Source organism: Trinickia dabaoshanensis, from assembly GCF_002879885.1.
In the GTDB taxonomy this organism is placed as follows: Bacteria; Pseudomonadota; Gammaproteobacteria; order Burkholderiales; family Burkholderiaceae; genus Trinickia; species Trinickia dabaoshanensis.
Genome location: NZ_PNYA01000035.1, coordinates 32,528 through 51,720 on the forward strand (window position 1 = coordinate 32,528; position 19,193 = coordinate 51,720).

The 19,193-nt window shown below is 59.5% G+C and carries 19 protein-coding genes; 9 read left to right on the forward strand and 10 right to left on the reverse strand.

Features of this window, described 5'->3' with window-relative positions:
* Nucleotides 1-11 precede the first annotated feature (11 nt).
* The 8 genes from C0Z18_RS28495 to C0Z18_RS28530 all read right to left on the reverse strand — a co-directional run bounded on the left by C0Z18_RS28495 (nucleotide 12) and on the right by C0Z18_RS28530 (nucleotide 9,739).
* Nucleotides 12-1,859: an extracellular solute-binding protein gene (locus C0Z18_RS28495; RefSeq protein WP_233217532.1), complete on the reverse strand. Its 1,848-nt coding sequence runs from the start codon at nucleotides 1,857-1,859 to the stop codon at nucleotides 12-14.
* A 137-nt stretch (nucleotides 1,860-1,996) separates the two neighbouring features.
* Nucleotides 1,997-3,202, reverse strand: coding sequence for a tetratricopeptide repeat protein (locus C0Z18_RS28500; protein ID WP_102648789.1), 1,206 nt, complete (start codon nucleotides 3,200-3,202; stop codon nucleotides 1,997-1,999).
* Between the two features lie 10 nt (nucleotides 3,203-3,212).
* Complete coding sequence (locus C0Z18_RS28505) at nucleotides 3,213-3,644, reverse strand: ExbD/TolR family protein (protein WP_102648790.1); 432 nt, start codon at nucleotides 3,642-3,644, stop codon at nucleotides 3,213-3,215.
* Nucleotides 3,645-3,707: 63 nt separating this feature from the next.
* Nucleotides 3,708-4,130 (reverse strand): ExbD/TolR family protein, encoded by a 423-nt coding sequence (locus tag C0Z18_RS28510; RefSeq protein WP_102648791.1) that lies wholly within the window; start codon nucleotides 4,128-4,130, stop codon nucleotides 3,708-3,710.
* A 28-nt stretch (nucleotides 4,131-4,158) separates the two neighbouring features.
* Complete coding sequence (locus C0Z18_RS28515) at nucleotides 4,159-5,067, reverse strand: MotA/TolQ/ExbB proton channel family protein (protein ID WP_102648792.1); 909 nt, start codon at nucleotides 5,065-5,067, stop codon at nucleotides 4,159-4,161.
* Nucleotides 5,068-5,161: 94 nt separating this feature from the next.
* Nucleotides 5,162-5,857 (reverse strand): energy transducer TonB, encoded by a 696-nt coding sequence (locus C0Z18_RS28520; RefSeq protein WP_102648793.1) that lies wholly within the window; start codon nucleotides 5,855-5,857, stop codon nucleotides 5,162-5,164.
* A gap of 221 nt (nucleotides 5,858-6,078) precedes the next feature.
* Nucleotides 6,079-8,808 (reverse strand): TonB-dependent receptor, encoded by a 2,730-nt coding sequence (locus tag C0Z18_RS28525; RefSeq protein WP_102648794.1) that lies wholly within the window; start codon nucleotides 8,806-8,808, stop codon nucleotides 6,079-6,081.
* Between the two features lie 355 nt (nucleotides 8,809-9,163).
* On the reverse strand, nucleotides 9,164-9,739 hold the full coding sequence (locus tag C0Z18_RS28530; RefSeq protein WP_102648795.1) for a helix-turn-helix domain-containing protein: 576 nt from the start codon (nucleotides 9,737-9,739) through the stop codon (nucleotides 9,164-9,166).
* Between the two features lie 630 nt (nucleotides 9,740-10,369).
* Between C0Z18_RS28530 and C0Z18_RS28535 the strand changes: the two genes are divergently transcribed.
* The 9 genes from C0Z18_RS28535 (at nucleotide 10,370) to C0Z18_RS28575 (ending at nucleotide 17,870) form a co-directional block, all read left to right on the forward strand.
* Nucleotides 10,370-11,119, forward strand: a complete 750-nt coding sequence (locus C0Z18_RS28535) for a DNA/RNA non-specific endonuclease (RefSeq protein WP_102648796.1) — start codon at nucleotides 10,370-10,372, stop codon at nucleotides 11,117-11,119.
* Nucleotides 11,112-11,378 (forward strand): hypothetical protein, encoded by a 267-nt coding sequence (locus tag C0Z18_RS28540; RefSeq protein ID WP_102648797.1) that lies wholly within the window; start codon nucleotides 11,112-11,114, stop codon nucleotides 11,376-11,378. Before C0Z18_RS28535 ends, C0Z18_RS28540 begins: the two co-directional genes overlap by 8 nt.
* 459 nt (nucleotides 11,379-11,837) lie before the next feature.
* Nucleotides 11,838-13,205: an MFS transporter gene (locus C0Z18_RS28545; protein ID WP_102648798.1), complete on the forward strand. Its 1,368-nt coding sequence runs from the start codon at nucleotides 11,838-11,840 to the stop codon at nucleotides 13,203-13,205.
* Nucleotides 13,206-13,242: 37 nt separating this feature from the next.
* A complete protein-coding gene (locus C0Z18_RS28550) occupies nucleotides 13,243-14,262 on the forward strand; it encodes a radical SAM protein (protein ID WP_102648799.1) in 1,020 nt (339 codons plus the stop codon).
* 185 nt (nucleotides 14,263-14,447) lie between these two features.
* Nucleotides 14,448-14,633 (forward strand): hypothetical protein, encoded by a 186-nt coding sequence (locus tag C0Z18_RS28555; protein WP_102648800.1) that lies wholly within the window; start codon nucleotides 14,448-14,450, stop codon nucleotides 14,631-14,633.
* A 151-nt stretch (nucleotides 14,634-14,784) separates the two neighbouring features.
* Nucleotides 14,785-15,831: a M29 family metallopeptidase gene (locus C0Z18_RS28560; RefSeq protein ID WP_146014121.1), complete on the forward strand. Its 1,047-nt coding sequence runs from the start codon at nucleotides 14,785-14,787 to the stop codon at nucleotides 15,829-15,831.
* A gap of 63 nt (nucleotides 15,832-15,894) precedes the next feature.
* Nucleotides 15,895-16,464: a flavoprotein gene (locus tag C0Z18_RS28565; RefSeq protein WP_102648802.1), complete on the forward strand. Its 570-nt coding sequence runs from the start codon at nucleotides 15,895-15,897 to the stop codon at nucleotides 16,462-16,464.
* Nucleotides 16,465-16,571: 107 nt separating this feature from the next.
* Nucleotides 16,572-17,111 (forward strand): Mpo1 family 2-hydroxy fatty acid dioxygenase, encoded by a 540-nt coding sequence (locus C0Z18_RS28570; RefSeq protein ID WP_102648803.1) that lies wholly within the window; start codon nucleotides 16,572-16,574, stop codon nucleotides 17,109-17,111.
* A gap of 150 nt (nucleotides 17,112-17,261) precedes the next feature.
* On the forward strand, nucleotides 17,262-17,870 hold the full coding sequence (locus tag C0Z18_RS28575) for a TonB-dependent receptor domain-containing protein (protein WP_102648804.1): 609 nt from the start codon (nucleotides 17,262-17,264) through the stop codon (nucleotides 17,868-17,870).
* A 12-nt stretch (nucleotides 17,871-17,882) separates the two neighbouring features.
* Here C0Z18_RS28575 and rarD read toward each other — a convergent pair whose 3' ends face one another.
* Together rarD and C0Z18_RS28585 are read right to left on the reverse strand one after the other, a co-directional pair.
* Nucleotides 17,883-18,782 carry an EamA family transporter RarD gene (rarD, locus tag C0Z18_RS28580; protein ID WP_102648805.1) on the reverse strand — a complete coding sequence of 300 codons (900 nt, stop codon included), beginning with the start codon at nucleotides 18,780-18,782 and terminating at the stop codon, nucleotides 17,883-17,885.
* Between the two features lie 46 nt (nucleotides 18,783-18,828).
* A complete protein-coding gene (locus C0Z18_RS28585) occupies nucleotides 18,829-19,125 on the reverse strand; it encodes an acylphosphatase (protein ID WP_102648806.1) in 297 nt (98 codons plus the stop codon).
* Nucleotides 19,126-19,193 lie beyond the last annotated feature (68 nt).

Consider the following 19,193-nt stretch of genomic DNA (forward strand, 5'->3'; position numbering starts at 1 on the left):
ACCTCGATGTCTCAGTGCGCCGCGGCCGGAGCCGAGGTCTTGACCGCCGCCGCGCCCTGCGGTCGCTGAAACCAGTAATCGATGACCAAATCCTCGGATTGGAACGTATCCGGGGTTACGCTTGGATGCCCGATCGTCGCTTTATGGGCAATCCGGGCGTTGCGCTCGTAGTACATCGGGACCTCGTAATACTCGTTGATCAAGACCCGGTCGAGCGCGTGGGTGGCCGTCTCGAGATCGTCGAGATTCGTCGCGGAGACCGTCGCATGCACGAGCGCGTCGACTGCTTTGGAACGAACGCCCGGATAGTTCTCCGAGCCCACTTCCGATGCCGCCTTACTCGTGAAGCGGCGCTCGAGTTCGATGCCCGGGATGGTCACCAGCGGGTAGATGTACGTCGTCATGTCGAACTGGAAATTATCGAGCCGCTTTTGATAAAGCGCGCTGTCGATCTCCCGGATATGCGCATCGATACCGAGCGTTTGCAGGGCCTGCGTATAAGGGATGATCAAGCGATCCATGCCCGGCTCGTCGTCCATGATCTCGATCTTCATCGGCTCGCCGGCCGCGTTGCGCAGCGCGCCGTCGCGATAGTGCCAGCCGGCTTCGCTCAGTAGCTGGCGCGCTTTGACCAGATTGGCGCGCAGCGAACCCGGCGGCTTCGTGCCCGGTTGCTTCACCATCGGTCCGAACACTTCGGGCGGCAGTTGCGCGCGGAACGGCTCGAGCAGCTTCAGCTCTTTCTCGCTCGGCATACCGGTCGCACCGAAGGGACTTGCGTCCCAGTAGCTGTTCAGGCGCGTATAGATGCCGTAGAACATCATCCGGTTCATCCAGTCGTAATCGAACGCGAGCGCCAGCGCGTGGCGTACGCGCCGATCCTGGAATTCGGGCTTGCGCGTGTTGATCATGAAGCTTTGCATCTGCGCCGGCCCGTAGGGGAACGTCTCTTTCTTCAGCAAACCATTGTCGAAGTTCTTGCCGACGTACTTGCGCGCCCATTGCGTCGAGCTGTACTCGCGATCGACGTCGTCGTTACCGGCCTTGAACGCTTCGAGCTTCGTGTACTGGTCCAGATACAGCTTGAACACGATGCGATCGAAGTGAAACATGCCACGGCGCGACGGCAAATCGGCCGCCCAATAGTTCGGATTGCGCCGATAGATGATCTCTTTGCTGTTCTTGCGCTGCTCGACGAGATACGCGCCGCTTGCGATCGGTGGATCGACGGCGATCTGATCGAACGGCAAGCGCTTGCCGTTCGGCTGCACGCCCCATTTAGGCGAGAAAATCGGCAAATCGCCGGCGATCAACGGCGCGGCGCGCGAATTGTCGACGAAGTCGAAGCGAACCGTCGACCGATCGATCACGGTCGCACGCTTCAATTCGGAGAACTGCGAAGAGACCGTCGGCGAGGCTAGCGGGCTTTTCAGCGTATCGAACGAGTACTTGACGTCGGCTGCCGTGATCGGATCGCCGTTAGAGAAACGCGCCTTCGGATTGATATGGAACGTCGCCGACAAACCGTCGGGCGCCACTTCCACATCGTCCGCGATCAGCGGATATTCCGATGCCAGTTCATCCCAGCTACGCTGCATGAGCGTATCGAACATGAGGTTTCTGACGTCGGGTGCCGGCTGGCCGCGCACGACGAACGGATTGAGCGAATCGTAGCTTTGCGACTGATCGTAATTTTGAAATTTGAGCGTTCCCGTATTGGGCGCATCGGGATCCGCATAATCGAAATGCGTGAAATTCGGCGGATATTTTAAATTGCCGAATTGCGCGATCGCGGGTTGGGCCTGCGCGCCGATCGCGAACGCCAGCCCGAACGCCGTCGCGAACGCCAGGCGAAACATTGAAGGTCTCATCTTCCCAGTACGGGTGGACGCACGCCGGAACGCACCGGCGCGCCATTCATCGGAGCGGTAGGGCTGAAAACGCGGGCCGTCGCGGGCAACGCCTGCCGCACGACGGCCGCACCCCTAGCGCCGCCTCACTTCGACGCTACCAGCAACCAGAGCTGAGCCAAATCGCTCGACCCGTCGGTGCCCTTTACCACGCGCAATGCCTGTACGGCGCGCGCCTTTTGTCCGGCTATGTAATAAGCGATGCCTAAATGCAATTGCGCTTGATCGGCATGATCGAGCCCGCCCTTTGCAATCGCCGCTTCCATCGTTGAAATGCCTTCCTTGGCTTTACCTGCGAAGACGAGATTGAAACCCTGGTCCACGGGAGCCACCGGATTGTCTTTATCGACGCCCGCCGCCGCACGCTTGGCGGCCAGCGCTTGCAGGCGCTTCTCACGCTCGGCTTGCGCATCATGGCCGAGCACGCCGGACGAAAACCCTTGGTCGATGACTTGCTTGGCTTCGGCCGGCGTGCCGGCGACGAGCGCAAGCTGCGTCATCTCCATGTAATCGTCCACGCTCGTGAGCGAACCGGTGGCACGACGCAGGCGATAAGTATCGATGTCGAGACGCGACGAATAGCCGGGCTTGTTGCGAATCGCCGTGAACAGGTCGTCCCAATACGATTGCTTCGGGTGATACGCCACGAGCTTTTCGAGCGCGCCGCGATACGAGGCATCGTCCTTCACGCGTTGCGCGCAGGTACCGAGCAATTGCAGTTGCGATTCGTCGGGCGTGCGGCCCGCGCGCACATCGCCGTCGACGGACGGCTTGAGCAGCTTGACGACGTTGCCGCAATCGTTCGAGAGGTAATACGACTGCACGAGCAGCGTGCGCATTTGCGGATCGGTGCCGCCCGCTTTCAAATAGCGCTGAGCAACCGAAACGGCGCGGGCATAGTTATGCTGCTGAAAATACACGCCGGCCAGCGTGGCCGTCACGCGCTGTTCGTCTTCGCCCTTCAACTGTCCGCCGGACAGCAGTCCCTCGTAGGCTTGCGCCGCCGTACCGGTGTCGCCGGCCGCCATAGCCGCGGCGCCACGCATTTCCTCGACCATGTACGTTTCGTACGGCGTCTTGTTCGGCACGGCCGCGGCTTGCGCGATCTTGCCGAGCGCGTCCTTGTACTTGTGCGCGCGATAGAGCGTTTGCGCGTCGTTCAAAGGCTTACCCACTTCGGGGCGCAGCGTGTCGGCCGCGAAGGTGGCATTGGGGGCCGCCGCCAGCATGAAAAACGCGCAGCCGGCCGCCGCGAGTGCGGCGTGCTTGAACCGTCGATGGATCGTTCGCATTGCCACTTCCTTATTGCATGTATTGCTCATTGCCGATCAAACCGATCTTCGTCGCGCCCACGCGTTGCGCCGCGGCCATGACTTCCGCCACGTCCTTGTAAGGTACGAGCTTGTTAGGCCGGACGTGAATCTCGTCTTGCACGGGTTCGGCCGCCACTTGGGCGAGCTTCGATTCGAGCGTGGCCTTGTCCGGAATCGGCGCGCCGTTCCAGGTCATGGTTCCGTCGAAATCGATGTCGATCTGCACGACGGTCGGCTGAACCGTTTGCGGCGGCGGATTGCCGACCGGCAAATTCATCTTCACGGCGTGCATCTGAATCGGAATCGTGATGATCAGCATGATCAGCAACACGAGCATCACGTCGATCAACGGCGTCGTGTTGATGTCGACCATCACTTCCGGTTCGCCGCCGCCGCCACCCGAGGGTACATTCATTCCCATAATTCGTTCCCCTGTCGACCTGAACGAGTGCGCGAGCGCCCCGTTCAAGTCCGATGCAAAGCCCTAGCCGCCGCGCGCGGGCGGTTCGGTGATAAACGACACCTTGGCGATGCCGGCGCGTTCGCAATCGGTGATCACGCGCCCGATGAACTCATAGCGCGTGTTCTGATCGCCGCGCACGTGGATCTCGGGCTGCGGCTGCATCGCCGACACCGTCTTGAGCTTCGTGAGCAGCGTCGGACCATCGACGTGCGATTCGTTCCAGAAGAAGTCGCCGTCCTTGTTGACTGCGATTTCGATGCTCTTCGGCGTCGTTTGCAGCGGATGCACCGTTTCCTTGGGCAACTGCAACGGCACCGTGTGCGTGACGACCGGGATGGTGATCAAGAAGATGATCAACAGCACGAGCATCACGTCGACGAGCGGCGTAGTGTTAATGGCGGCGATGACTTCGTCGTCGTCCTCGCCCCCAACGCTCATGGCCATGGTGGACCTCGCTTAACGGGAACGGAGATTACTGAACGAGCGACGCGGCGCGATTTGCCGCACGCGCTTGACGCTTGCCGCCGGCGAGCAGAACCGTGTGGAGCTGGGCGCCGAAGGCACGCACGCGCTCCATCACCGACTTGTTGCGGCGAACGAGGAAGTTGTAGCCGAGCACGGCCGGAACTGCCACCGCCAGACCGATCGCCGTCATGATCAGCGCTTCGCCCACGGGGCCCGCCACCTTGTCGATCGATGCTTGGCCGGCGATACCGATCGCCGTCAGCGCGTGATAGATACCCCAGACCGTACCGAACAGACCGACGAACGGCGCGGTGGAGCCGACGGTCGCGAGGAAGGCGAGGCCGTCTTGCAGGCGGTTCGACACGTTCGTGATCGCGCGTTCGACGGAAACGTCGATCCACGTGTTGCGATCCACGGCTTCGAGCAGCGCTTCGTCATGGTGCTCGCCGGCTTCGATCGCCGTTTCGGCGATGAAGCGGAACGGCGACGATTCGTCGAGTTGCTTGGCGCCGTCGGCCAGCGAGGGCGCGGTCCACAGTTGCTCGTCGGCCGCCTTGGCGCGGCGGTTGGCACGGAATTGCTCGAAGAACTTCGTGATCATGATGTACCAGCTACCCATCGACATGATCACGAGCAAGATCAGCACGAAACGCGCGACGAAGTCGCCGTTCTTCCACAAAGCGCCGAGGCCGTACGGGTTGTTGACCGTCTCGGTTGCGGCCGGAGCCGGCGGCGGCACCGGTTGATCGGCTGCGGGTGCGGCGGCTTGCGGTGCGGCGGCCGTAGCCGTCGTGGCCGATGCGGTGGCTGCCGTGTCGCTCGCTTGCGCGTAGGCGAATTGCGGCAGGACGGTGCTGGTTGCGGCCAGGGCGATCAGCGTGGTGGTAGCCAGTGCGGCGAGGGAACGCTTATTCATAATCTGCTCCAGTTCAGTTCAATCGTTGAACTTGTGAAACCTGTTGTACTTGTGTCGCTCGTTTGCGTAGGTCCGTCGATGCCCAACACTCAATTTAGTTGAGGTTGAACGAAAACGGCACTTGCACTCGAACGGCTTGACCTTGTGAGATGCAGCTGAATCGCTTGACCGCTTTGAACGCCGCGTTATCGAGGCTGTCGTGATCCGACGACTTCGCCACGCGTTCGTTCGTGATGTGGCCCTGCGGGTCGACCGTGAATTCGATGAGCACGTCACCCGTATCGCCGTTTTCCTGCGCTTCCTGCGGATACGCGATCGATCCTCGAACTTGATCCGAATTCGGACACACTACGCCGACTTCCGTATGCACGACGGGTTTCGGCGGTGCCGGCGGTGCCGGAGCCAATACCGGCGCCGACTGCACGGGCGTCGCTTGATGCGCGATGGTGGCTTGCGGCGGCGCTTGCACCGGCACTTCGGGCGGCGGCACGAACGGCGGAGGCGGCGGCGCGAACTTCGGCGGCGGCAGTTGCACGGGCGGCAACGGCGGCGGCGGAGGCGGTTTCACCGGCTCGATGATCTTCGTTTCGATCGGATGTTGGATAACGTGCACGACCTTCGTTGCGAGGCCGTTCAGCAGTGCGTACACGAGCACGATGTGCAGCGCGATGACGACTGCGATCCCGCCGAAGCGGCGGACGGGATTTTGCTGCTTTCGCCCGAACTCGCGTGGGCGACCTGACCATGCCATCCCGGATGCTGCACCGGGCGATTGTCCTTCCACTTTCATACCCACCTTCGATCCTCCCGGCGTGAATCGCCTTGTTCCGTGATTGCGGCGCTCGTCGTGCAACGAACCGCGGAGATGAGGCCGATCACAAGGGACTTCTTGCGACAGCTTTAAAACAGGTCCGCCGCCGTCACGCTTGGCGCGTTGCCTTTCTTACGCGAAACGTTGCGCTTCGCGTGAAGACGGCGGACCGACTGGCTAGCTCGAGATGCCTTGTTTTTTTAGAACCGGTACGTCGCACCGACCTGGAAGAAGCGGCCCAGATCCGTGTACAGCGATTGGTCGTAGCCCGTGATGTCAGGCGTGGACTGCCACTCGACGTCGAACGGCGGCTTCTTGTCGAACAGGTTCGTCACACCGCCGTAGATCGTCCAGTGCTTGAAGCCGCGATAGGTGGCCATCAAGTCGAACTGGCTATACGACGCAACCGAACCCGTGCCGCCATCGCCGAACTCGGCCGCGACCGCGTTCGTGTACGGACCCGTATAGCGCCACGTCAGCGTCGTGGTCAGCTTGCGGTAATCCCAGGTCAAGCTCGTATTGCCCTTCCAGCGCGGGTTGCTGGCGCCGAACGGTTGCAGCAGTGCAAGGTTGTTGCCGGCGAAGTCTTGCGGCGCGGCACCGGGGCTGCGCAACTTGAAGTGCCACACGTAGGCCCAGTCGCCCGACAGAGTGAACTGACCGTACGGCGTACGCACGCCCTTGCGGAAGTTCATGTCGAAACCGTCGGTATCGAGCGAACCCAAGTTGACGAACGGCTGCACGATGTAGCGAATCGTGCCGTCCGGGTTACGCACGACCGTTGCCGGATCGTTCGCTTGGAGCACCGCATTCGGATCTGCCGTACCGATCACGCCGTCGATGTGCACTTTATAGAACGCCGCGCCGAAGTCCGTCAGCGGATCGGGCGAGAGCTCGAAGCCGATGTTGTAGTTCTTCGTGTGCTCCGGCTGCAGATCCTTGTTACCCGTGGTCTGCTCGGTCGTGAAGTGCTTCGTCGGCGTGCCGCTCGGATCGTTCGGGTCGACCAGGTTTTGGTGGCCCAGGTAGACCGACTGTGCATTCTCGACCGGCGTCGGTGCGCGGAAGCCGCGGCTATACGAAGCGTATGCCGTCAGCATACGAATGGGCTGGAACCGCAACGCGAAGCTCGGCGAGAACGCGCCGCCGAAGTCGCTGTAGTGGTCGTACCGGCCTGCCGTCGTGAACTTCAGGTTACGCAGGATGGGAATATCGAACTGATAGAACGCAGCCGCGATGTTGCGCGACGAGGCCACCGTCTGGATGTTCGCCGGCGCGATAAGGCCTTGCGAGGCGAGCGTCTGCGGATTGATCGTCATCGACTCGTGACGGAATTCCGTACCGATACCGAAGCCGACACCGCCCGTGGGCAACGTGAACAGGTTCTGCGTCGAGGCCTTGGCCGCGACGTTGTCGACCTTGTTGATGGCTTGCGTATAGTCGTCGCTGAAGACGCCGTTCAAGCCATTCGGAGTAGCGCCGGGATTCGAGAAGTTGTACGTCCCGTTCGCCAGCATGTTTTCGAGGCCCGCCACATTCAAGCGGTTCGAGATCGTGCTGTCCACCGTGCTTTGGGAATGACCGTAGTCCAAGGACCAATCCCAGCTACCGAGCTTCGAGGTATCGAACGACCCCTTGACCCCCGTCGACGCCATCCAGAACGTCGACACCGTATCGGTCACGCCGATGTTGTTCGGGAACGTCAGGTTGATCAGCGTCGGCACGCCGAACGGGTTGTACGGGTTTGCGGCGCTTACCGTGCGCGGGACCGGTGCAACGGAGCCCGTCGCCGGATTGAAGAAGTTCGAGGTGCTCGAGAGCGCGATCGGGCCGTTCGCCTGCACCGTTTCGTCGCGGCTCACCCAGAAGCCCGCGTAAGCTTCGGTGTTGTCGTCGATCTTGAAGGTGCCACGAACTTTGGCGTTCAAACGCGTCGTGGACGGAATCAGGGACGTTCCGCTTGCGACGTTATACGTACAAGACGCACCGGCGTTCGCAGTCGGAGTGCTACCCGGGGGGCAAGGCGCGAAGGCTTGCGTCGCGCCGGGGCCCGTCTGCCAATACGATTGCTGGTTCGGGCCGAGCGGAGCGGCATTGCCGCCCGAGTAGCCCGTGAAGTCTTGATGCTTCGTCATATCGCGATCGGCCAGCGTCGAGCCGCTGTCGCGATAGTAGCTCGCGGCGGCGGTAACGTTGAAGCGATCGGCATTCAGGTCGCCGAAGCCGCCCAAGACGCTGAAGCTGCCTTGGCCGTCGCCCGGATGCTGAGCCTTACCGAGTTGCCCGTCGATCTCGAGCCCACGGAAATTCTTCTTCGTGATGATGTTGACGACACCCGCGATAGCGTCCGAACCGTAGACGGAGACCGCGCCGGTCTTCACGATCTCGATCCGATCGATCATGTTCAGCGGGATCGTATTGATATCGAAGAACGTGTCGGTGAAATTGACGGCCTGCGCATAGTTCGCTACACGCTGACCGTCGACGAGAACCAGGGTGTACTTCTCGCTCAGGCCACGCAGCGCCATACCCGCGCCGCCCGGCGCCGAACTCGACGCCGTGGACTGCGACCAGCTGCTCGCGGAGTTCGCCGCCGTGCTGCGCAAGTAATCGGCAACGGTCGTGTAACCGCTCTGCTCGATATCCTTCGCGGTGATCGTCTGAACTTCGATGTGACTTTGCTTATCCGCGCTTCGGATCAGCGAACCGGTCACTTCGAACTTCTTCAGTTTCGCGACCTTACCGGTGCCGCCGGTTGCGTCCGTCGAGTCCGCAGCCGTAGCCTGCACCGGCTGTGCCGCCGGCGTCGTGGCCGTATTCGCCGCTGCCGGCTGCGATTGCGCGAAAGCCGGCGTGCCCAGCGCTGCGGTCAGCGCCAACTCAGCCCAGAAAATCTTTCTTATGGCTGATCCCAAAGCCGTTTGTTTCATTTTTCCCCTTCTCGTCTCAAAAACGCCAGATTGTTTTGCGCGAAGACCTGGCTCGTCTTCTCGCTTGCGGCAAATTGCACCGCCCCCTGTTGACTGCCCCGTTCCCGCCCTGCGCTTCAAATTCGCAATCACGCACACGCCCGGCCGAGCCGGCCCGGCGCTTCCGTTAGTAGTCCTAACTTCTAGCTTTCGCATTCCGCTTGCGAACCGACCATGGGCGTGCAAGCGCGCGGCCCCGGCCGCAATCATGCGGCGAGACTCGTTCGGCTACCGATCGAGTTCCCGCACGGAAGAAGTTAGGATTCCTAACCGTTATGCGAGGACCGGCACCCGAGAAAAAATCAACAACGGCTAATCAAAACAACTTTGGCGTTCCGACCCAAACCAGCACGGTTTCGTCGCCGGCCGTATTGGCCCAAGCGTGCGGGACCGTCGATTCGTAGTGCGCACTGTCACCGGCGTGCAATACGAAGGTCGTACCTTCTAGGTTCAGCGATATTTCACCGCGCAGCACATACAAAAACTCTTCTCCTGCATGCGTCGTCACTTCCGACGGCGGCTGGCCCGCCGGCAACCTAACGAGAATAGCGTCGAGCTGCCTATCGCCCGACACGTTCGTCAGCCGTGCGAAAAGGTTCGCCGAATCGGCAAAACTAAAGAACTGCAATTCGTCTGCGCGCCGAACCGACTTACCTTCTGTCGGCGTTTCGACGAAGTACTGCACCGTTACCCCTAGCGCCCTCGCAATGCCCGCCAACGACGTAATGGACGGCGTGGCCAGCCCTCGCTCGACTTGTGAAAGGAACGGTTTAGATATACCCGCCGCCGTTGCCGTTTCATCGAGTGTGCGTTGGAGCCTCTTGCGAAGCGCTCTAATTTTGCTGCCCAGCACAAGAGCAGCGCTCGTCTTATCTTCAGTGTGCGGAACCATATCAGGACACAAACCGGCCGTCAAAAATTGTTTGATAGAAGCAAATTACATTTACCCAAGGTAAACCCGAAGCCGATTCTTGGTTCAATGCACCGATACGGTGCCGAGTCCGGCGCGCGGCGCATACGCTACCGCGAGAAGTGGCGTGCCCGTCGATACGGGTTACCCCTGGTGCAACCTTTTGCTCGATTATTTGGATACTCGAAAATGCTTAAGACATATGGCATTTCGGATAGTAGTGTTGTCTTGATAGCCTCCTCGAATTCGCCCGTATTGCAACCCGTTGCAACCTGCACCAATACGTTGCAACCTCAAGTCGCTTGCCCATCGCAGTGCGCATCAAGACGATAGCAGGATGAATTCCGCAACCGGAGCGATCTTCTTTAGAGGATTCAATCTAACTTTGTTAACCTCAATTATTTCTATAAGCTTTCATTTGTATTTCTAAAAACATTCAGATGAGGCTTTCTGCCGGCCGGCCCCAGGGCATACGGATTGCTCTGTCGCATTGCACCGCAGCATTTACCGACCCAACGGTCGGCCACCGTAAGCGACTCTCGTCACCCGGCCGAGGCGCGCCCGGCTGCCAGCTATACTCGGCGCCCCCTCACGAATTCAATCGTCGCGCCGATGAAAAAGCTGTTCGCTGTTTTGCTCATCGCCGTCAGTGCGCAAGCACTAGCGGCTCCCGCTTGTTCTCAATTCGTCCCGAACGCTCAGTTTCCGGTGCTCGCCAACGCAAAATTGGAGCCGAAGACGCGCCTGCTTTGTTATTCGGACTTCGCGGTTCTTCACTCGGGACTTACGCACGGGCCGCTGTGGTCGGCCGAATACCTCACCCGCGCGCATCTCGCCGAAGCCAAGCGGCAGACCCGCACCAACAAGTTCTTCGAAGAACCGGCTCTGCCGCCGAGCGAGGGTGCGACCTTAGCCGATTACAAGCGCAGCGGCTACGACCGCGGACACATGAGCCCGGCTGGCGACCGTTGGACCGGCGAAGCGATGGCGCAGTCGTTCACGCTCGCGAACGTCGTGCCGCAAGATAAAGACAACAACGAGCATTTGTGGGCGCGGATCGAATCGACGGTACGCAAGATCGCCAAGCGTTACGGCGAGGCCTATGTCATAACGGGCCCGTTGTTCTCGGGGCAAACGTTGCGCACCATCGGCGCAACGCGCGTGTTCGTGCCTACCCAGCTTTTCAAGGTGGTCTATGTACCCGGGGCCGGCAAGGCGTTCGCCGTCGTCGTCGATAACGTTGCCACCGACCGGTACGAGGTCAAGACGGTGCATGAACTCGAAACCATGAGTGGTATACGCTTTCCCGGTATTCCCGAGGCATTGAAAGATCAACGGATCGGAGGGCTCAAAGGTGTCTGAATTCAACGCATATGCGAACGACGACGAGGTGCTCAACATTGCGGGCGACGCGCTGACCGTCTCCAACGGCACGACGTGCGTCACGGTGTCCGGCAAACTCGAAATCACAAAAGACAAGCGCGGACTGGCGGCGGCGCTGGCACTGAAACAGGCGCTCGACAGCATCGTTGCACAGTTGCAGCGCCACCGCGATCTACCCGAACTCGCCAACACGGAGCCGCCCACCGCCACCGGCAGTGTCGATAATCCGTTCAACTGAGCGACAACCGGGATGCATCCGTGATGCGACGGACTGGTTTCATCCTTGTGGCAATCGATGTATGCGCAAGGAGCACAAACCAGTCCATAGTATCGCACCACCGGATTACATGATTTACGTTATCAAATATATACAGGATATTCTGTCCCGAAAGTAAATAGAGGATATGCTCTAATATCGAAACGGCACTTGACTGGCATTTTTTTAGGCTGTGAAATCATTCATAAGACTTAATCGCTCAATTTCTTTCTTCTGAATTACAAACGCAGTCGTTCACCGGAGCCTCTTTTCTAAAATGCGAATCGCATATGCATTGGCAAGCGCAAATTTGCGATCCACCGGATAAAGCTCATCGTCATTTTTAGTCGATTACATGAACGGCGAATTTGCACTTCTGCAAAACCCGAAAATCGGGTTCGTAGACGTGCGCCCGATACGATATTTTCCGCGATTGGGCTAATGGTCACGAGCAAAGGCTTTTCGATGTCATCTCGAGGTGGCGAGCTTTTCAACAAGGCACGGAACGGGACGCACTCTATTCTTCGTTGGCAGATCGGCAATCTCGCGCTCTCTTCTTTACATCAAGGCATACCGGCAATAGCGGCATGGAGCATGGTGGGACAAGGATCCGATTCCGTATTGCTCGGTTCGTTTATCGGCATGCTGACCGCCGGTGAAATGCTCGGAACGTTTACGATTGCGCGTGCCCTTCGAATCATGAACGAACGCACCGCCTTATTCGTTTGCTCGCTCACATTCATTCTCTGCGCGGTGTTGAGCCTAGCGTGGTCCTCGGCAACCGGACTCGCTTACGGCCGAATTTATCTCTACATCGCAGCTATTTTCTTTGGATGTTCGAACGGGTGGCGCAGCTCGATTTTCGAAATCTTTATTGCGCGTCACTGCAGCGACACGATGGCAGCGCTCGAGCTTAGACGACTCATTCGATACTCGATGATTTCGGCGGTCATTGGACCTTCGTTAGCCGGCATCTTTTTGACTTGGCGGAACACCCATTTTGCGATGGCGCTCGCTTTCTGCGCCGCGGCAGCGCCGGTACTGCTCCTCGTGCCCTGGAATCATTCGGAAATAGACAAGAACGCCATTAGCGATTTGGAAACAGCCCGCTCATCCGGCGGAACGCTCTTGCGCGGCGGCGCCCTTCTCGCTCGGCTTCGCCCGATGTGGACGTTATTGGCAATCAGTTTTTCCGCTCAAGCTTGTCTATCGGTGTTTTTCTCATTCGTCTTGCCGGCGTTCACGTCGCGAGCCGGGCTCCCTCCATGGGCCATGACCTCCTTCGAAAACGTCTTTTCGATCTTCGGTTTCGTGATGGGCGGTTTGATCATTCGAAGGGCCTGCAAAGGCGACAAGCGAAAACCCATCGTTCTTTTGGGCGCTAGTATCGCCGTTTGCGTAATGGCTTTCTCCCAGCTGTTCGGCGCTCGACTCACGACCTTTGAACTGACGTTTGCCGCCGGCGCGCTGGCGGCCGTGATGGGCTCGGCCGCGGTGGCACTCGATAGCATCGTGAACCCGCTGATCTATTTGACGGTTCCCAAAACCCATCAAGCCGAATTCGTCCAGTTCACTGCGATCGTCCATCGATTCGTGCTTCTTTCCGCTGCGTGGTTCGCGGGCTACCTAACGGGGCATGTCGGCTTCGCCGTGGTTTGTTTCGCAGCCGGAGCACTGCTAGCCATCGTCATGCTGGCCGGCGGACTAGGGCGAATCATCGCGCCGCTGCTGAAATTGGAAGACCACGAAATACCGGGAGCGTACGGTCGCTTGTTTCCGTTCCTCTTTGGGCAGGACGTCGAGAAATGACAACCGATCGTCGGCCTTGTGCCGGCAGGAGACGGGCATGACAAGTATCAAGACGATGGTGACCGACCTAATCAGCGCGGATGCGCTCGATCTCATCTTGTACCCGACCGAGCAGTGCAATTTTCGCTGCACCTACTGCTACGAGGACTTCTCGATCGGCCGCATGACCGAGGACGTGCAACTGGCCGTGAAGCGGCTGATAAGCCAGCAAGCCCGGAATGTGAAGCTGTTGACGTTGGCGTGGTTTGGCGGCGAGCCCATGGTCGCGCGCGACATCATGCTCGACGTGGCGCGTCATGCGGCCGCGTGCGCATCGCAAAGCGGAACGAAGCTGAAAGGCATCGTGACGACCAATGGCTACTTCTTGACACCCAAGATAATGGCCGATTTCGTCGCGCTCGGGCACGACCACTTCCAAGTGTCGCTCGATGGATTCGGCGAGGATCACGACAATACACGCAAACTCATTTCCGGGGGCGGTACGTTCGCAAGAATTTGGCGCAATCTGCTGGATCTGCGCAGTACGGATTTGCAGTTCAAAGTCACGCTCCGGCTTCACCTCACGCGCACGAATCTAGCGTCTATCGAGCTACTTTTATCGAAGCTGGCCGAGGCATCGTTTCGATCGGACAAGCGCTTTGTCGTGCTCTTCAAGATCGTGAACCAGTTGGCCGACGCCCCGGCGGCCGATACGGCAGTGCTTTCGCGCAGCGAGGCACCCGCGGTGCTCGAGCAGATGCGAGCGCTCGCCTCGGGCCTCGATCTCGACGTAGCCGAACCGGATCAGATCAAGGTTTGCTATGCATCGCGCCCCAACTCGGTCGCAATCCGTGCCACCGGGAAACTTCAAAAATGCACCGTGATGCTCAACGATTCCGCAAACGATGTGGGGGAATTGATGCCTGACGGAACGCTTCGCCTCGAGCCGAAAAAAATGCTGCCGTGGATGGAAGGGATCTTGACCGAGGATCCGAGTTCGCTCGCTTGTCCGGCTGGAGCGATTTCGAAAGCGCGCGTGGCGTCGAAGCATCGGACCATACCGATCGAAGTGGTGTAGGCCGCGCGTTTTGTTGCGGCCCCACATTCACTGCAACGCCAACTCCGCGAAGGTCCGATCGTAGTAGCTGTAGCCGTAGTGGCAGTAACGCTGTGCCTGAAGTTGTCTCGCAACATCCGTTGTTTCTTTATTCCCGGCACCTTTGCCAGGGGCCAGGATTTTCAATCCGCAACTGGAGAATCAGCATGGATAGTCTCGGACTGCAAAACGTAATGGCGTCTCAACCCGCGGTCACCGGCTCGCTCTTGAGCCAGGAAATCGTCAATAACCTATCAGCGGACGAAGAGGCGAAAATCCGCGCCATAGAGCGTCGCATGCTGGATGCTGTCGATACGGGCGATCTCGATTGGATATGCAACTTCGGTTGCTGAGCGACGTCCGCTGACTGGGCACTCCGCTAGCGGGAACGTTTGACGATCACTGGAACCGAGATTGCCACGTTCCATTGAACACGCTCAGGGAACGGCATCGTCATTTGCCGTTCCCGCCCCTCGTACGCCAAACCCTATGGAAGTGCGATCCATGGACTCTCGAATTTCCCTGGACCCGGTTGCCGCCGGTGTCTGCACGCTGCTGACGAGCTACCTGCGCTTGAGCGCCGGCAACAGATTACTGGTCCGTGTGACGTCGAAAGAAGGCGGCGAAAGCCGCATCCCGCCACAATTGCGTCAGGTTGCATTGGAGCTTGGGATCGCGCTTACGGTGGAGGTACTCGCCGACAACGCGCCGTTCGACGGCGCCGAGCTTCCCGCATTCGACGCGCTGCTCTATGCGGGCATCAATAAAAGCAAGCATCGGAACGAGCTGAAAGAAGCGTTGAAGGATGGGCTCGAGACGCCTTGCTATCGATTGTTCGATTTATCGCCCGAAGTCTTCGCTCTGTGCTTCAACATGCAGCAGAGCCACATGGCCGAGTTGAATCTCAAGATCATCGAAGCAGCCCGATCGGCCAAGATCATCAAGATCCGCAGCCGCAACGGCACGGATCTCAGCATTCGCCCGGATGCGCAAGCCGATTGGACGAGCAGCTATGGCTGGTTCGACGGCACCTATCCCGGCGTCTTGCCTCCGGGCGAAGTCAATTCGTATTCCGAAGCGATCGACGGGACGCTGGTGGTCGACGGCGCGATCAACACGAATTTCGCGTTCGACGCCGATCCCTGCTTACACGGCCCGCAGGTGCGTCTGCATATCGGCAACGGTCGGGTAACGGGGATCGAATCGTCGAATGCGACTGTCATGGCGATATGCGAAACGCTTTTCTCGATGGAAAACGGCAACCGAATCGGCGAGATCGGGTTCGGCACAAACGAGGGTATCGGCCAACTCGTCGACTTCCGCTCGCACATCAATGAACGCCTAGCGGGATTTCATATCGGCGTGGGCTCGCCCATTCAGAAGAATCCGTATATCACCTGGACTTGCCCGCTGCACATCGATTTCATCCTGGCCAGCGCCTCGATATGGTTCGACGACAGATTGGTCTTCTCCAATCAGCGCTGGATTAGAACCGCGTTACCCGCGGATACGCATGGCGTAGTACCCGATCTTTACGCCGATACCGTCTAATGCACAGTCCGCCGGGAACTTCGGCTAAATGTTTTAACAGGGGCGGGTCATCCCGATCGAGATATGCCTAGCTTAATCTTCGCGGCCGGCGGGGGCATCGAGACCTCGTTGCTGCCTTTTTATCTACTGCGCATGCGAGCACAGTATGAGAACCTGTCAATTAGGGTCGCACTGTCGCCAGGGGCGCAGCAATTCGTCACGACCACGGCCATTCGCGGCGCCACGCGCGGCGAGCCGTACACCGAAAACGTCTTGTTCGATGACGTTAATCGTCTGCCCATGCACCTCTCGGTGGCGACCGCAGACCTTCTTGTCATTTACCCCGCCACGCCACGCATCTTAGCCGAGTGCGCGATCGGCTCCATCACGTGCCCAGTGACGCGAACGTTCGCGTTCTTTAAAAAGCAGAACGTGATCGTGACGCCGTTTTTGCATCCCGACTTGGATCACAGGCTCTATGTTCGGCATCTGGATACCCTGACAGAATTGGGCTGCACGGTCCTCAGGCCAACCGAGGGTAGCCTCTCTTGGGAGTCGGGCAATGCCTGGTCAAGCACCGAGCGCGCGATTTGCACGAGCTTGAATCTGGAACGCCTGGCGCAGTCCCGTACGTTCCAAGCCTCGAGAAATTGACCCGCCCACCCACTTTTATGCGAATGACACATTCAATCGCTTGAAGAAAGTGCACGCCCGTGCGATGGTTCGAAGATTCGTAGCGGCAGATCTCGTGGACGGCCTCGATGAAAAACCTTACCGACCAACTCGCACAATACGCGTCCTACCACCGCGACCGGCGCAACATCGCCACGCATTTCGCCGGCATTCCCATGATCGTGCTCGCGCTGGCGATTTTACTGAGCCGGCCGCAGTGGCACTTCGCTTCGTTGCCGATCGCCGTTTCTCCCGGACTCGTGCTGTTCGCCTGCGCTACCGTCTATTACATCGCGCTCGATGTCGTGCTCGGTGTCGTCATGGCCGTGTTTTCGGCAGCGTGCCTCACGCTCGGCGCCTGGCTTGCTCGCGAACCGGCGACGATCTGGGCGGCCAGCGGCGCCGCGCTTTTCATCGTCGGATGGATCTTCCAATTCGTGGGACATGTCGCCTACGAGCATCGTAAACCCGCTTTCGCCGATGACCTTATCGGCCTAGTCATCGGCCCGCTGTTCGTCCTCGCCGAACTCTTCTTCGGATTCGGCTGGCGCAGCACGCTGCGCGACGCCGTCGATCGCAGAGCCCACTCTCTTCGAGAAAGCCAGCAAAACCGGCATCAGCCGGTCTGATCGCGTTTCCGATCGAGGGAAACAGGCCAGATCAAACAATTGCGCCCGTGTATCCGATCGACGACGAAATGGCTTTTCATCGATTAGGACTACGAATCAAACTCGCCATTCCGCAAACGCAATACGCACCAAGTCTTCTCGTAAAACAGCTTGACCATTTCGCAGGTCGTACGGGCCCCGAACGGTGCGATTTCATACGTCAACCTCCCGTACCAGAACCTCGGCTTCCTCGATACGGACGGGTTCGAAAGCACGTTCCGCCAAGCCCTGCCGACTTCGATCGGCACCTTCACGCTCTCGGGCGATTGGGCATGGGTCCATCACTTCAAGATGCCGGTCACGGGCCTCGGTACGCAGGACTTCGCGGGCAACGACGGCGCCATGCTGCAACCGTTCGGCGCGAGCTTCCCGCGCTGGAAGGGCAATACTCAGTTGTCGTGGAATTATCACAAGTGGGACGCGTCGCTCTCGTGGGTCTACACCGGTCCGTACAAGATCTCGCCGAACGTCTTGCCTCCCGGCACATTCCCGGGGCAACCCGAAGGCGTCGCGTCGTATAGCGTCTTCAATTTCTTCATGACCTATACGGGCTTCAAGCACTGGACGCTCTATGCCGGCGTGGACAACATCTTCGATCGCGCCCCTCCGTTCGATCCGTTCTGGCAAAACGTGACGGGGATTCAATCGACGGGCTACGACCAATCGCTCTACATGTACTACGGGCGTTTCGCTCAGATCGGTGCGACCTACAAGTTCTGACGCTGGGCGGGTCTAATCGCGTCGCTGCTCCCGCAAGAGCAGCACGCTGTGCACGGCCGTGATCGCCACGGCCATCCAGATCGGTGCGTACGTACCGATCTGGCGCACGGATAAGGTCTCGCCGAGCAACGTGACCGAGAACAGCACGAGCAGTACCGGCTCGACATAGCCGAGAATGCCGAACAACGCCATCGGCAATAAACGGCTTGCCGCCAGATAGCTCGCGAGCGCGACGGTGCTCAGCGCACCAAGACCGGGCAACAACACCGCCCACAAGAGCGGCCGATCGAATGCGGCCTGAGCACTGGGGCTTAGCGCGATGACCGCCCCGGCGATAGGCAGCATCAGCAGCATCTCGAGCGCGAAGGTCGCAAGCGAATCGCCGCCGAGCTTACGGCGCAACACGAAGTACGGCGGATAGCCCAAGGCGACGACGAGCGTCGGCCACGAAAACGCATGCGTCACCCAAAGCTCGTGCGCAACGCCGAGCGTGGCGAATCCCACGGCCAGCCATTGCAACGGGACGAGCTGCTCGCGATAGTAGACACGCCCGACGAGCACCATCGTGAGCGGAAGCAAGAAATACCCGAGCGACACTTCGAGCAGACGGCCGTGCAACGGCGCCCACATGAATAGCCAAAGCTGCGTACCGAGCAACGCGCTCGCGGCGAGCAGCATGAGCGCTCTGAACGGGTCACGCAGGTAAGCCCAAGCCAGTGCCGTCAGTTCGCCGCCCCGCCCGCGCATCCAAGCGAGCAGCAATGCGCCGGGCACCGTCCAGACGATGCGCCATGCAAAAATGTCCAACCCGCCGAGCGGATGCAAGATCCGGGTATACACGGATAACAACGCGAACAACGTCGTCGCGCCGACGGAAAGCGCGATGCCACGCCCCATTTGTTTTGAATTCATCGTGTGCGCGGCGCGCCGGTATTCTCAGAATGACGGTGGGCGGCGCTCAATGTTGTTCGAAGCGCACGAAGCGCTTTTCCACGTGGCGCTCTTCGCTGATGCAATCGATTACACGGGCGGACGGCGGCCCGCGCCGCATCCACTCCAACATGCGGTCGATTTGATTCGCCGGGCCTTGCAGCATCGCCTCGACCGAGCCGTCCGCCACGTTCGCCACCCAACCCGTAATGCCTAGCGCGTGCGCCTGCCGCAGCGTCGCATGCCTGAAGCCGACGCCCTGCACCACGCCGCGCACCCGCACATAATACGTTTCCACCTTCTTGTCCAAATCCGGACCTTCCATTGCCAATCTCCACAGCAATCGCTTCAATCACCGCATTGTAGTCGCCTGACCGAAATCGTTTTTGCCGG